Below are 13596 nucleotides of genomic sequence, written 5' to 3' on the forward strand. Positions count from 1 at the left end.
CCGGCTCAGGCGTCCACGTACAGGCAGAACGGGTGGCCCACCGGGTCGAGGTAGACGCGCACGTTCTCCTGCGGTTGGTGCTCGGCGAGCGTGGCTCCCGTCGCGACCGCGTGCGCGCCGGCGGTTTCCAGGTCGTCCACCTCGATGTCCAGGTGCGCCATCATCCGCTGGTCGCCGTCGGCCGCGGGCCATGTGGGGCGGCGGTAGCGCGTTTCGGTCTGGAACGACAGCCCGGCGCCGCCGTCGGGCGGGCGGAGGGTGGCCCAGCCGGGTTCGTCGGCGTCGAGGGGCCAGCCGAGCAGGTCGCGGTAGAAGCGGGCGAGGGCTTGGGCGTCGGGTGCGTCGAGCACCGTCGCGGTCAGCTTCAGCACGGTCTTGATTTTCACCCCGCCGGGTGGCGTCCGCACGTCCGGCGGGCGCTCTTCGGCCAAGACAGCGGTGGGGGCGGCGGGATCACTCCCGACCGCCCCCACCGTCACGTGCGGTGATCAGCCGCCCGGGGGCGGGTGTGGCAGCTCGCCGCGCTTGGGTCCGAGTTCGGCCAGTTCGAGCAGCGTCTCGCCGAACCGGGGGTCGGTCGACTCGAAGCAGCCCCTGCCCAGGGTGTGCGCGTAGGCCGAGCAGCCGCCGTCGGGCTGCTTGATCAGGTGGGCGCTGGTGGCGAGGTAGCCGAGCGAGTTGTCCGTGCGCGGCATGTACCGGTCGCCGGTGGAGGAGCCCGCGGAGGCGATGAGCAGGAACAGCGCGGCGAGCACGCCGATGCCGGTCGACGGCGAGGTGATCGCGTCGCGGACGCGGGCGACGCCGTCGAAGCGGCGCACGGCGTAGTAGCCGGCGAAGCCGGTGAGCAGGAGCAGGCAGTAGAGCAGTTCGGCGGTGCTGCGCGGCCACAGCTGCACGGCGTCGGCGGCGTACATCTGGGAGCCGAAGTAGAAGCGCAGCAGCCAGGCGCCGGCGAACACCGAGGTGAGGACGATGACGACGGTGCGGCTGCGTGCCACGGCGATGGCGGCGGCGAGGCCGACGAGGGCGAGGATGGTGAACAGGCCGACGCCGCCGAGTTCGCCCGGTGGTGGCCAGGGTCCGGTGTTGCCGGGCAGGTCGCTGCGCCACATGGCGAGGTAGGTGGGTTCGGTCCAGGTGTCCCAGTAGAAGTAGCGGTCCTTGACCGAGCCGGAGGCCGTGAGCAGGCCGAAGAGGTGGCGGAAGGAGACGGCGACGAAGACGGCGCCGGTGATCGCGATCAGGGCGAGGCCCTTGAGCGGGCCGGTGCGCCAGGGGAACAGCAGGAGGGCCGAGATCAGCACGCCGGGCGCGGACCAGACGAACCAGCCGGAGTAGATGAGGAAGACCAGGCCGAGGGCGATGCCGACGCCGATGCCGTGGAGCACGATCCCGCGCCAGGGTGTGTCGCCGGCGCGGCGGAGCCTGCGCAGCAGGACGAGCAGGAGCGGGACCATCGCGACGAGCATGAGGTTGGTGTAGGGCTTGTACGGGTCGATGAGCACCATGGCGGGGACGACGCCGATGCCGAGTGCCCACACGGGTGGGAGCAGCAGTCGCCAGGACAGGTAGGCGACGGGTCCGAAGAGGGCGGTGCCGGCGATCTGCAGGACTTTGAGGCTGTACCCGGGTGGGGTGTCGGTGAGCTGGGAGTACCAGGCGAGGGCGTGTACCCAGCCGGGTGGGTAGTCGGCTTGCATGGTGCCGGTGTCGATGAGGGTCTGGGCCCAGCGGGTGAGGGCGCCGGAGTCGCCGCCGTTGGCGTTGAGGCCCCAGGAGGCGCCGCGGAGGGCGACGAGGACGGCGCCGGCGACGAGTCCGCCGTAGAGGCCGGCTGCGGCGGCGGCGGCGATCCTGCGGGCGAGTGGCGCGTGGGCGACCCAGCGGACGCGTGCGGTGACGACGGTGAGGGCCAGCAGCACGACGGCGATGAGGGCGAACCGGAGTTGGAGTGCGGCGAGGCCGCTGATCTGGCCGATCCGGTCGAGGGGGTTGACCTCGATGCCGCGGGCGAGGAGCACCATCAGCGCGGCGGCGGCCACGGACACGACGGCTTCGGTGGCGAAGAGCCATCCTCGGCGGGGTTGTGCGGTGTGGGGCGGCGGCGGGGTGTGCTCGGGGCTGGGCCGCGGCGGTTGTTCTGGCGCGGTCGACAGCACCGTCGATCACTTCCTCACGGGTTTGGTGGTTCCGAATGCGTGGCGGACGAGGAGCTTGGCGCTGGCGGTCTGCCTGGAGCTGACGGCTCCGGGGAGCATGAGCAGCGCGTGGAGGCGGGAGGAGAGGTGCAGGCGGGCGGCTTTGGCGGCGCGGTGCCAGCCGATGTCGTCCATGTGCTCGGCGACGTCGAGGAAGAAGTCGTGTTCTTCGGTGAAGCGCCCGCCGAGGGAGGCCAGGGAGGAGGACACGCTGGCGTCGTGGCGGCGGTACTGGAAGCAGAGGTCGGGTACGACGACGAGTTGTCCGCCGCGTTCGAGGAGGTCGAGCATGAGGGCGAGGTCGAGCACGACGCTGAGGCCGGGGCGGAAGCTGAGGTCTTTGAGGGCTTCGCGGCGCCAGCACAGGGAGGGGAAGTAGGTCCAGTTGCCGCGCAGGAGGCTGACGACGAGGTCTTCGCCGCCCATGACTTTGGGGGTGGTGGTGTCGGGGGCGTAGAGGTTGCGCTTGACGCGGTCGGTGAGGGGTCGGACGACCTGGCCGGCGCTGTCGATGACTTCGACGCCGGCTTGGACGACGTCGGCGTCGGGGTAGCGCTGGGTGGTGCGGCGGACGGTGCTGACGTAGTTGGGCAGCATGGCGTCGTCGGAGCCCATGACCACGAGGAAGTCGCGTTCGGCGAGGTCGAGGCACTTCTGGAAGTTGGCGTTGATGCCGATGTTGTGGTCGTTGCGCTGGTAGCGGACGCGGTCGTCGCGCAGCGAGTCGAACCACTCGGGGAGGTCGTTGTCGGTGACGCTGTCGTCGACGACGGTGAGGCGCCAGTTGCCGTCGTCCTGGGCGATGACGCTGCGCACGGCGGTCTTCAGGTACGAGATGTCCCCGTAGTGGGGGAGCATGATGTCGATGCCGTTCATGGTCACCTCGCACGACCGACGATCAGGCTGCGGTGCGGAACGCCCATCCCCTTGCCACGACCCTTCCCCTTGCGCGCTGCCCCTCGTGGTTCCACCCGAGCACCGGGGATACCGGCTGTCAGGAGGTGGCGACGAGGCAGCCTACTGTGTTGGCGGTGAGCGCAGACATCATGCCCCCGCGTCGGTTGAGCCCTGCTGTCGTCGTGGGGTTGGGCACGTTGGTTCTCGGTGCGTCGGGTTACGCGTTCGTGGCGATCGGGGGTCATTCGTTGTCGGCGTCGGACGCGGCGGCGGTGGCGGCGTTCTACCTGTTGGCGAACATCGTGGGTCCGGGGATCTTTTCGGCGTTGGAGCAGCAGGCGAGTCATGCGACGTCGCGGGCGTTGGCGAGGGGTGAACGGCCTGGTGGGGCGGTGCGTCGGGTGGGTCGTGAGGGTGTGGTGCTGACGTTGGGTGTGGTGGCGGTGCTGGTGGTGGTGTCGCCGGTGTTGGTGGAGCGGTCGTTGAAAGGGTCGTGGCCGCTGTTCGTGGCGGTGGTGGTGGCGGTGGTGACTTCGGCGGCTATTTACCTGGTGCGTGGTGTGTTGGGTGGAATGCAGCGGTTCTCGGGTTATGCGGCGACTTTGGCGGGTGAGGGATTCGCTCGGTTGTTCGGTGCGGTCGTGGTGGTGGCGGTGGGTGTGGCGGGTGCCGGTGTGTTCGGGTTGACGTTCGCGTTGGGGACGGTCGTGGGTGTGGTGGCGGGGTTGGTGTGGTTGCGGTCGCGGTCGGCGGTGGTGGTGGGTGGGGTGGTGGCTTCGGAGGGGCCGCGGGAGCGGGTGGAGGGTTTGGCGTTGTTGGTGTTGGCGGGGTTGTTGGTGCAGGCGGTGGCGAACGTGGCGCCGATCGTGGTGACGGCGCGGTTGCCGCAGGACGCGGCGTTGGCGTTGGCGTTCTCGTCGGCGTTCATCCTGGTGAGGGTGCCGTTGTTCGTGTTCTCGCCGGTGCAGGCGTTGTTGTTGCCGGGGTTGACGGAGGCGGCGACGCGCGGTGATCTGGGTGCGGTGCGGGCGGTGTTGCGGCGGATCACGGTGTGGGTGTTGGTGGTGGGTGTGGCGGGTGCGGTGGGGTCGGCGGTGTTGGGTCCGTGGGCGGTGCGGGTGTTCTTCGGGGCGGAGGCGGGGTTGTCGTGGGTGTTGATGGGTGCGTTGGGGGTGGGGACGATCTTGTTGATGGTGGCTCAGGTGTTGCAGCCGGCGTTGATCGCGTTGGGTGCGCGGTCGGCGATCACCGGGTCGTGGGTGGTTGGCACGGTGGTGTTGTTGGTGGTGTTGGTGTTGCCGGGGTCGCCGGTGGTGGTGGCGACGGTGGCGCAGTTGGTGGGTCCGTTGCTGGTGGCGGCGGGTATGGGGGTGGCGTTGGCGCGTCGGTTGGCGAGGGTGGGTGTGGTTCGGGAGGCGTGAGACTTCACTCGGCTGGGATCACCTGATCGTGAATGTTTCACCTGGTCGTGCGACGGCGGCGTGGGCGCGTTCGGCGGCTTGGACGGCGCCGACGGTGTGGCCGACGTGGGTGAGCAGGAGGCGTCGGGCTCGGCGGCCCGCCGCGGCGGCGTCCTCGGGGGAGCAGTGGTGCGGTCCGGCGCCGTCGGCTTCGCACAGGAACAGGCCGGCGCCGTCGGCGAGGTCGTCGAGGGCTTGGCAGGGGCCGGTGTCGCCGGAGTAGGCGAACACGGCGTCGCCGTGGGTGGCGCGCAGGCCGAAGGCGGGCAGGCCGTGGTCGACGGCGCGGCTGGCGAGGGTGAGGTCGCCGATCTCGGCGTGGTGGCCGTCGTGGAGTTCGTGCACGTCGAACGCGGCGGAGGCCGGGTTGGGCGACGCGCCGGCGAGGAAGGTCTCGAGCCGGTCGGCGAGTCCGGGTGGGCCGTAGAGGGGGATGGGCGCGTGTGGTTGTCGGTCGGCGAACAGCAGCGCGTAGTAGTAGGGGAGCAGGTCGGCGGCGTGGTCGGCGTGGGTGTGGGAGATCCAGACCGCGTCGAGGAGGTCGGGGCGGTGGTGGCGTTGCAGCTCGGCGAGGGTGCCGGGGCCGGCGTCGACCCACACGGCGGTGTGCTCGGTGCGCAGCAGGTAGCCGGAGCAGGGGTTGCCGGGGCGGGGGTAGGGCGTGGCGGTGCCCAGGACGGTGAGGCGGAAGGTCACGCGACAGTGTGACCCAAGGTGTGGTGGGTGGTCACGGGACCGTGTGGCGCAGCACGTGCACGCCGGCCGCCGTTTTGAGGTAGGCCCAGGTGGTGGCGCCGGCGGTGGCGAGGCCGACGTGGGAGGCGGAGGCGCGGGCGAGGTCGTCGGGCAGGGCCACGGCGGTCCAGCCGTCGCCGGTCCAGCGGTGGAAGGCGGGTCTGGTCTCGAAGGTGCCGCGGGTGGCGCGCACGCCCCAGGTCCAGCCGGCGGCGACGCCGTGGACGCTGAGCCGGCCGGTGTCCTCGGGTGCGGGGACGGTGTTCCACTGCTCGCCGTCCCACCGGTGCACGCGCAGTCCTTCGGTGTCGCGGACGTGGCCGAGCCACACGTCGTCGGGCGCGGTGGCGGCGAGGCGGGCGACGTGGCCGCGTTCGGTGCGCGGTCCGGCGACCTCGGTCCAGGCGGCGCCGTCCCAGCGGACGAGGAGGGGGTACTCGTAGGTGGCGGGTCCGGCGCCGGCGAGGCCGCCGCCGCCCGCCCACACGTGGCGTGGCCCGGCGGCGGCGATGGTCTGGAGGCTTTCGCGGGCCGAGGACACCGCGGCGCGCAGCCGCCAGGCGGTGCCGTCGTAGTGCAGGGCGTCGCGGCCGGTGCCGACGACGTGGACGTCGTCGTGGCGGACCGCGGTGACGGCTTTGGCCCAGGTGATGCGGGGTGTGCCGACGATCCGCCAGGCCGTGCCGTCGTAGTGCAGCACGAGCGGGCTCCCGGCGCTGTTGCCGACCGCCCAGACGTCGTCGGGCGCGGTGGCGGACACCCCGGACAGGCTCGCCGCGGCGGGCAGGCGGGGCAGCGGCTCCTCGCGCCAGGTCTCGCCGGTCCAGCTCAGCACCAGCGGCGCCGACGGTCGGCTGGTGAACACGCCGGTGGTGCCCGCGAGCCAGGCGTGGTGCTCGCCCGCGGTCGCCAGCTCGGCCAGTGCGGTGCTGGGCGGCAGCACGGGCACCGGCACGGGTAGGAACAAACCGACTCCCCCTCGATGGGCCGTCCCCCGACTCATCGCGTGGTCCAGCTCATCGGCCGGGGTGCCGCCGCGCCAGCCGCCGAACGGCGGGTTGTCGTTGGCGCAACAGCACGCCGGCTACCCCTGTCGGGCCTGTTCTACAGCGACGGCCGCTCCCTCACGGCCCTGGCCCTCACGCCGTGAGGGCCAGGGCCAGCGCGTCCAGCGCGGCGCGGTAGGCGTGCTCGGCCGGGGTCGCGTACCCCACGACCACGCCGTGCCGCGTCGCGTGGTCCGGGTCGTGCCAGTGGTGGCGCAGCCCCGACAACGCCAGCCCGTGCCCGGCGGCGCGGGTCAGCACGGCCGCCTCGTCCGGGTGCTCCACCAGCACGTGCAGTCCCGCCGACACGCCGTGCGCGGGCACGCCGAGGTCGTCCAGCCGCCGCACCAGCAGGTCGCGGCGCCGCCGGTAGCGCAACCGGCAGCCCCGGATGTGCCGGTCGTAGGCGTGGGTGCCGATCAGGTCGGCCAGCGCCAGCTGGCCCACGACCTCGGTGTGGTGGTCGGCGTGCAGCTTCGCGTCCACGATCGGGTCCACCCAGCGCGGCGGCAGCACCAGCCACCCCAACCGCACGCCCGGGCCCAACGTCTTCGACGCGCTGCCCGCGTACACCACGTGATCCGGCGCGGTGCCCTGCACCGCGCCCAACGGCTGCCGGTCGTAGCGGAACTCGCCGTCGTAGTCGTCCTCCAGCAGCACCCCGCCCGACTCGCGCGCCCACGCGGTCAGCGCGTGCCGCCGCGACGGGTGCAGCGGCACACCCGTCGGGTACTGGTGCGCCGGCGTCACCACGGCCGCCGCCGCGTCGACCGGTGTCGTCGCGCCCCGGTCGTCCACCGGCAACGGCGCCACCCGGCGCCCGGCGCGCGCCACCACGTCGCGGTGGAACGGCAGGCCGGGGTCCTCCATCGCCACCGGCCCGTCCACCACCGACGCCACCAGCGCCAACGCCTGGACGTACCCGGAGGTCACCACGATCCGCTCCGGCGTGGCCCGCACACCGCGCGTGCGGCCCAGGTACTCGGCCAACGCCGTGCGCAGTTCCACCCGGCCGCGCGGGTCGCCGTACCCGTGCGCGCTCGCCGGCGCCGCGGTCAACGCCCGGCGCGTCGCGCGCAACCAGGCCGCCGTCGGGAACGCCGACACGTCGGGGCTGCCCGGCGTCAGGTCGTGCCGCTGCCCCGGGCCGGCCGGCGCGGGGGCCGCGGCGGGCGGATCGGCCCGGGGCAGCGGCGCGACCCGCGTGCCCGCACCCCGGCGCGCGGTCAGGTAGCCCTCCGCCACCAGCTGGTCGTAGGCCGCGGCCACCGTGTTGCGGGCCAACCCGAGCTCGCCGGCCAACCTGCGGGTCGCGGGCAACCGGGCGCCCGGCGCCAACCGGCCGGCCCGGATCGCCTCCCGCAACGCGCGCTCCAACCCGCCGCGCCGCGACGACGCCGGATCGAGCTCCAGGTGCAGGTCCACGCCCGCGACGGCCCACTCGTTCGACACGGACCGGACCCTAACCACGGCCGAGGTCACCACCGGGCCCCGCCCGCACGGCCCGCCGCGTCGCGGATCCGGCGCGGCGGACAAACCTCGCACCACACCCGGAAACCGACGTCACGCGGCCTTCGCGAGGCCGCGGCGCAGCGGCGATCAGAGCAGCGGGCCGCGGTGTCCGAGCCGAGGGGAGCCGGCAGTATCGACACGGGTGATCACGGTGATCACCCGTGGAACGGGGTCGGGGTCGCCGCGCGGCCACGTCCCCCGTCGTGACGGGAGTCGATGTGACCAGGACCGATGTGACCGAGGCGACCAAGGCGCTGCGCGCGCTGCACGTGCCGGGCAAGCCGCTGGTGGTGCCCAACGCGTGGGACGTCTCCTCCGCGCGGGTCTTCGCCGAGGCGGGCCACCCGGTGGTGGCCACCACCAGTGCCGCCGTGTCCGCCGCCTTAGGTTTCAAGAACGGGGACATGCCCGCCGACGTGTCGTTCGACGCCGTGCGCCGGATGGCCACCGCCGTCGACGTGCCGGTGACCACCGACATCGAACGCGGCTACGACCTGCCGCCCGCGGAGATCGCCGAGCGCCTCGTCGAGGCGGGCGCGGCCGGCTGCAACCTGGAGGACTCCGATCCCCGCACCAAGACCATGATCGACATCGGCGAGCAGGCCGACTTCCTGGCCGCCGTGCGCGCCGCCGACGCCGACGTGGTGATCAACGCCCGGATCGACGAGCTCCTCCACGGCGAGAAGTCGTTCGACGACGCGGTGCGCCGCGCGCAGGCCTACTTCGAGGCGGGCGTGGACTGCGTCTACCCGATGCGGCTGCCCCGCGATCGGGTCGCCGAGTTCGTCGAGGCGGTGGGCGGTCGCCCGGTGAACATCGCGCACGAGCCCGGCTCGCCCACGCCGAACGACCTGGCCCCGCTGGGCGTGGCGCGGGTCAGCTTCGGCCCCGGCCTGCACAACGTGCTGATGATGAAGCAGCTCAAGAAGATGGCCACCGACATGCTCGACGGCGGCAGTCCGTACCGAGGCTGACCTACCCGCCGGTAACGCCCACTAGGGTGAGCCCATGCACGAGTGGGACACCGACACGCGGGTGGACGCGACGGGGGACGGACGGTTCGCCACGCACGTCACCGACCGGTGGGCGGGCGGCGGCGGGCGGCCCAACGGCGGCTACCTCGTCGCGTTCTGCCTGCGGGCGCTCGGCGAGGTGCTGCCGCACCCCGACCCGCTCGTCGTCGGCGCCCACTTCCTGCGCCCCGGTGTCGTCGGACCGGCCCGCGTCGACACCGAGGTCGTGCGCGCCGGCTGGCGGCTGTCCACCGGCGAGGCGCGCCTGAGCTGCGGCGACCGCGAAGTGCTCCGCGTCGTGGCCAGCTACGCCGACCTCGGCGGCGCCACCGGCCGCACGCACGTCCTCGACGAGGCCCCCGACCTGCCGCCGCCCGACGAGTGCGTCGACGCCTACGGCGGCCTGCGCCTGCCCGACGTCACCGTCACCGACCGCGTCGACGTGCGCGCGCCCGAACCGCAGGGCTGGGCCCGGGGCCGACCCACCGGCACGCCGCGCGCCGAGTTCTGGATCCGCTTCGCCGACGGCCGCCCCGCCGACACCGCGAGCCTGGCCACCCTGGTCGACACCGCCGCGCCCGCCGTCCTCGAACTCGGCGTCACCGAGGCCTCCACGATCGAGCTCACCGTCCACGTCCGCGCCCGGCCCGCGTCGGACTGGCTCGCCGCCCGCGTCTCCACCCGGCACCTCGCCGGCGGCTACCACGAGGAGGACGTCGACCTGTGGGACACGACCGGTCGGCTGGTCGCCCAGTCGCGCCAACTCGCCGTGTCGGCCACCCGATAATCGGCAGCCCCGCCGGCCCACCCTCGATATCCTTGACCCAAATGAACCAGATGTCGCACGCTGACCTGCGCCCACGCCTGTCCGAACTGATGTCGCGGGACCAGCGGAGGCTGGCACGCAGGCTCGAGGGCGCGCGCAAGGTCCGCGACGACTCCGCCCGCGCCGCCGTCCTCGCCGAGATCGAGGCCGAGCTGGAGGCCGCCGAGTTGCGAGTCGCCCTGCGCCGCGAGGCCGTGCCGAAGATCACCTACCCGGCCGAGCTGCCCGTCAGCGCCCGCAAGGACGACATCGCCGCGCTCATCCGCGACCACCAGGTCGTGATCGTCGCCGGCGAGACCGGCTCCGGCAAGACCACCCAGCTGCCCAAGATCTGCCTCGAGCTGGGCCGCGGCGTGCTCGGCCAGATCGGGCACACCCAGCCCCGTCGCCTCGCCGCGCGCACCGTCGCCGAACGCGTCGCGCAGGAGCTGGACACCCAGCTGGGCAGCGCCATCGGCTACAAGGTCCGCTTCACCGACCAGTCCGGCGAGGACACCCTGGTCAAGCTCATGACCGACGGCATCCTGCTCGCCGAGATCCAGACCGACCGGATGCTGTCGCGCTACGACACGATCATCATCGACGAGGCGCACGAACGCAGCCTCAACGTCGACTTCCTGCTCGGCTACCTCAAGCAGCTGCTGCCCAAGCGGCCCGACCTCAAGGTCGTCATCACCTCCGCGACCATCGACCCCGAGCGGTTCTCGCGGCACTTCGGCGACGCCCCCGTCATCGAGGTCTCCGGCCGCACCTACCCCGTCGAGGTCCGCTACCGCCCGGTCGTCGACCCCGAGGACCCCGACGCCGACCCGGACCGCGACCAGACCCAGGCCATCTGCGACGCCGTGCGCGAACTGCAGGCCGAAGGGCCCGGCGACGTGCTGGTGTTCCTGTCCGGCGAACGCGAGATCCGCGACACCGCCGACGCCCTCGCCGCCCTGGAGCTGCGCAACACCGAGATCCTGCCGCTGTACGCGCGGCTGTCGTTCGGCGAGCAGCACCGCGTCTTCCAGCCGCACACCGCCCGCCGCGTCGTGCTCGCCACCAACGTCGCCGAGACGTCGCTGACCGTGCCCGGCATCAAGTACGTCGTCGACCCCGGCACCGCCCGCATCTCCCGCTACAGCCACCGCCTCAAGGTGCAGCGGCTGCCCATCGAACCCGTCTCGCAGGCGTCGGCCAACCAGCGCAAGGGCCGCTGCGGCCGCGTCTCCGAAGGCATCTGCGTGCGCCTCTACAGCGAGGACGACTTCGACGCGCGCCCGGAGTTCACCGACCCGGAGATCCTGCGCACCAACCTCGCCTCGGTCATCCTGCAGATGACCTCCATCGGCCTGGGCGACATCGCCGCGTTCCCGTTCATCGACCCGCCCGAGGCGCGCAACATCGCCGACGGCGTGCAGCTGCTGCAGGAACTCGGCGCGATCCTGCCCGCCGAGCAGAAGCTCACCCCGCTGGGCCGCAAGCTCGCCCAGCTGCCCGTCGACCCCCGCCTGGCCCGCATGGTCATCGAGGCCGACCGCAACGGCTGCGTCCGCGAGGTCATGGTCATCGCCTCCGCGCTGTCCATCCAGGACCCCCGCGAACGCCCCTCGGACAAGCAACAGGCCGCCGACGAGTTCCACGCCCGCTTCAAAGACCCCGACTCGGACTTCACCGCGTTCCTCAACCTGTGGCAGCACGTGCGCGAGAAGCAGAAGGAGCTGTCGAGCAACCAGTTCCGCCGGCTGTGCCGCGCCGAGTTCCTCAACTACCTGCGCGTGCGCGAGTGGCAGGACATCTACCAGCAGCTGCGGCAGGTCGCGAAGACCCTCGGCGTGCACGTCAACGACCAGCCCGCCGACCCGCGCAACGTGCACGTCTCGCTGCTGTCCGGGCTGCTGTCCCACATCGGCGTCAAGGACGTCCCCAAACGGGATCCGGGCAAGCGCGCGGCCACCGAGTACCTCGGCGCCCGCAACGCGAAGTTCGCGATCTTCCCCGGCTCCTCCCTGTTCCGCAAACCGCCCCAGTGGGTGATGGCCGCCGAACTGGTGGAGACCTCGCGGCTGTGGGGCCGGACCGTGGCGAAGATCGAACCCGAGTGGGCCGAGAAGCTCGCCGAGCACCTGGTCAAGCGCACCTACAGCGAACCGCACTGGGAAGCCAGGCGCGGCTCCGTCGTCGCCCTGGAGAAGGTCACCCTCTACGGCGTGCCGATCGTCGCCTCGCGCAAGGTCGACTACGGGCGCATCGACCCCGGGCTGTCCCGCGAGCTGTTCATCCGGCACGCGCTCGTGCAGGGGGAGTGGACCACCCACCACAAGTTCTTCCAGCGCAACCGGGACCTGCTCGCCGAGGTCGAGGAGCTGGAGAACCGGGCCCGCCGCCGCGACATCGTCGTGGACGAGGAGACCGTCTACGACTTCTACGACCAGCGCGTGCCCGCCGACGTCGTGTCCGCCCGGCACTTCGACACCTGGTGGAAGAAGGCCCGCCACACCCAGCCCGACCTGCTCACCTTCGACAAGGCCATGCTCGTCAACGACCGCGCCGCGGTCACCCCCGACGCCTACCCCGACGAACTGCGCCGCGGCGGCCTGACCCTGCCGCTGACCTACCGGTTCGAACCCGGCGCGGCCGTCGACGGCGTCACCGTCAAGCTGCCCCTGCCCGCGCTGACCGCCCTGCCCGACGACTCGCTGTCCTGGCAGGTCCCCGGCCTGCGCACCGAACTCGTCGTCGCGCTCATCCGGTCGCTGCCCAAACCGCTGCGCCGCAACTTCGTGCCCGTGCCCGACGTCGCCGCCGCCGCCCTGACGGGCATCGACCCCGACGAACCCCTGCTGCCCGCCCTGGAACGGCAGCTGCGCACCCTCACCGGCGTCGTCGTGCCCCGCGAGGAGTGGCAGCTCGACCAGGTGCCCGAGCACCTCAAGCTCACCTTCGAGATCGTCGACGAGAACGACCGCGAACTCGCCCGGGGCAAGGACCTCGCCGCGCTCAAGGCCCGCCTGCGCGGACAGCTGCGCGAAACCCTCGCCGCCGCCGCGAGCAACCTCGCCCGCACCGGCCTGACCACCTGGGACGTCGGCGACCTGCCGCGCACCGTGCAGCGGCAGCGGTCCGGCATCGTCGTCACCGCCTACCCCGCCCTGGTCGACAAGGGCGACACCGTCGCGGTGGAGATCCTCGACACGCCCGGCCGCCAGCGGCAGGCCATGTGGCGCGGCACCCGCCGGCTGCTCCTGCTCACCACCCCGTCACCGGTCAAGTCCCTGCAGCGCGGTCTGAACAACGCCGAGAAGCTCGCGCTGACCCGCAACCCGCACGGCGGTGTCGCGCCGCTGCTGGCCGACTGCATCTCCGCCGCCGTCGACGAGCTCCTGCGCGACGCCGGCGGCCCGGTGTGGACCGAGGCCTCGTTCGCCAAGCTCGCCGACCACGTCCGCCGAGGCCTCGGCGAGACCACGTTCGACGTGGTGCACAAGGTCCGCCGCGTCCTGGAAGCCGCCCAGGACGTCGAACTGCGGATCAACGGCGTGCGCGGGCCCGTCTTCGAGGAGTCCCTGGCCGACGTGCGCGCCCAGTTCACCGGCCTGGTGCACGCCGGTTTCGTCACCGAGGCCGGCGCCGGCCGGCTCGGCGACGTGCACCGCTACCTGCAGGGCATCGCCCGCCGGCTGGAGAAGCTGCCCGAGAACGTCCGCCGCGACCAGGAGTGGATGGACCGCGTCCACGCCGTGCACGCCGAGTACCGCGAACTGCGCGCCGCCCTGCCCGCCGACGAACCGCACCCCGAGCTCGACGAGGTGCGCTGGATGATCGAGGAACTGCGGCTGAGCTACTTCGCCCAGACCATCGGCACCCGCTACACGGTCTCGGACAAGCGCATCTTCAAAGCCCTCGACGCCGTGCCCCGCTAGC

10 protein-coding genes are annotated in these 13596 nt (G+C 72.5%); 4 read left to right on the plus strand and 6 right to left on the minus strand.

Annotated elements, in window-relative coordinates; genetic code table 11:
• Positions 1 to 5 precede the first annotated feature (5 nt).
• The 3 genes from AB0H12_RS22765 to AB0H12_RS22775 form a co-directional block, all read right to left on the minus strand.
• A complete protein-coding gene (locus AB0H12_RS22765; RefSeq protein ID WP_499624995.1) occupies positions 6 to 371 on the minus strand; it encodes a VOC family protein in 366 nt (121 codons plus the stop codon).
• A gap of 117 nt (positions 372 to 488) precedes the next feature.
• A complete protein-coding gene (locus tag AB0H12_RS22770) occupies positions 489 to 2051 on the minus strand; it encodes a hypothetical protein (protein ID WP_499624997.1) in 1563 nt (520 codons plus the stop codon).
• A 117-nt stretch (positions 2052 to 2168) separates the two neighbouring features.
• On the minus strand, positions 2169 to 3077 hold the full coding sequence (locus AB0H12_RS22775) for a glycosyltransferase family 2 protein (RefSeq protein WP_499624998.1): 909 nt from the start codon (positions 3075 to 3077) through the stop codon (positions 2169 to 2171).
• 155 nt (positions 3078 to 3232) lie between these two features.
• Between AB0H12_RS22775 and AB0H12_RS22780 the strand changes: the two genes are divergently transcribed.
• A complete protein-coding gene (locus AB0H12_RS22780; RefSeq protein ID WP_499625000.1) occupies positions 3233 to 4519 on the plus strand; it encodes a hypothetical protein in 1287 nt (428 codons plus the stop codon).
• A gap of 18 nt (positions 4520 to 4537) precedes the next feature.
• Here the strand turns inward: AB0H12_RS22780 and AB0H12_RS22785 are convergent, their stop codons facing one another.
• The 3 genes from AB0H12_RS22785 to pdxR form a co-directional block, all read right to left on the minus strand.
• Complete coding sequence (locus tag AB0H12_RS22785; protein ID WP_499625002.1) at positions 4538 to 5254, minus strand: MBL fold metallo-hydrolase; 717 nt, start codon at positions 5252 to 5254, stop codon at positions 4538 to 4540.
• Between the two features lie 31 nt (positions 5255 to 5285).
• Positions 5286 to 6260 (minus strand): hypothetical protein, encoded by a 975-nt coding sequence (locus AB0H12_RS22790; RefSeq protein ID WP_499625004.1) that lies wholly within the window; start codon positions 6258 to 6260, stop codon positions 5286 to 5288.
• Between the two features lie 172 nt (positions 6261 to 6432).
• Complete coding sequence (gene pdxR / locus AB0H12_RS22795; RefSeq protein ID WP_499625006.1) at positions 6433 to 7791, minus strand: MocR-like pyridoxine biosynthesis transcription factor PdxR; 1359 nt, start codon at positions 7789 to 7791, stop codon at positions 6433 to 6435.
• Positions 7792 to 8069: 278 nt separating this feature from the next.
• On the opposite strand from pdxR, the gene AB0H12_RS22800 reads away from it, so the two are divergent.
• Genes AB0H12_RS22800 through hrpA form a run of 3 tightly spaced genes read left to right on the plus strand, consistent with a single transcriptional unit; the run spans position 8070 to position 13595 of the window.
• The gene (locus tag AB0H12_RS22800; protein WP_499625008.1) at positions 8070 to 8825 is read left to right on the plus strand and encodes an isocitrate lyase/PEP mutase family protein; all 756 of its coding nucleotides are present in this window, start codon (positions 8070 to 8072) and stop codon (positions 8823 to 8825) included.
• Between the two features lie 34 nt (positions 8826 to 8859).
• A complete protein-coding gene (locus AB0H12_RS22805) occupies positions 8860 to 9651 on the plus strand; it encodes a thioesterase family protein (protein ID WP_499625010.1) in 792 nt (263 codons plus the stop codon).
• 41 nt (positions 9652 to 9692) lie between these two features.
• Positions 9693 to 13595: an ATP-dependent RNA helicase HrpA gene (gene hrpA, locus AB0H12_RS22810; RefSeq protein ID WP_499625012.1), complete on the plus strand. Its 3903-nt coding sequence runs from the start codon at positions 9693 to 9695 to the stop codon at positions 13593 to 13595.
• Position 13596 lies beyond the last annotated feature (1 nt).

It is taken from the genome of Actinosynnema sp. NPDC023794 (assembly GCF_040639675.1).
GTDB lineage: Bacteria > Actinomycetota > Actinomycetes > Mycobacteriales > Pseudonocardiaceae > Actinosynnema > Actinosynnema luteola.

Bases quoted from the DNA above. Each gene is read 5' to 3' on its own strand.
- AB0H12_RS22775 (WP_499624998.1), bottom strand. From the start codon at position 3,077: ATGAACGGCATCGACATCATGCTCCCCCACTACGGGGACATCTCGTAC.
- hrpA (WP_499625012.1), top strand. From the start codon at position 9,693: ATGAACCAGATGTCGCACGCTGACCTGCGCCCACGCCTGTCCGAACTG.
- AB0H12_RS22805 (WP_499625010.1), top strand. From the start codon at position 8,860: ATGCACGAGTGGGACACCGACACGCGGGTGGACGCGACGGGGGACGGA.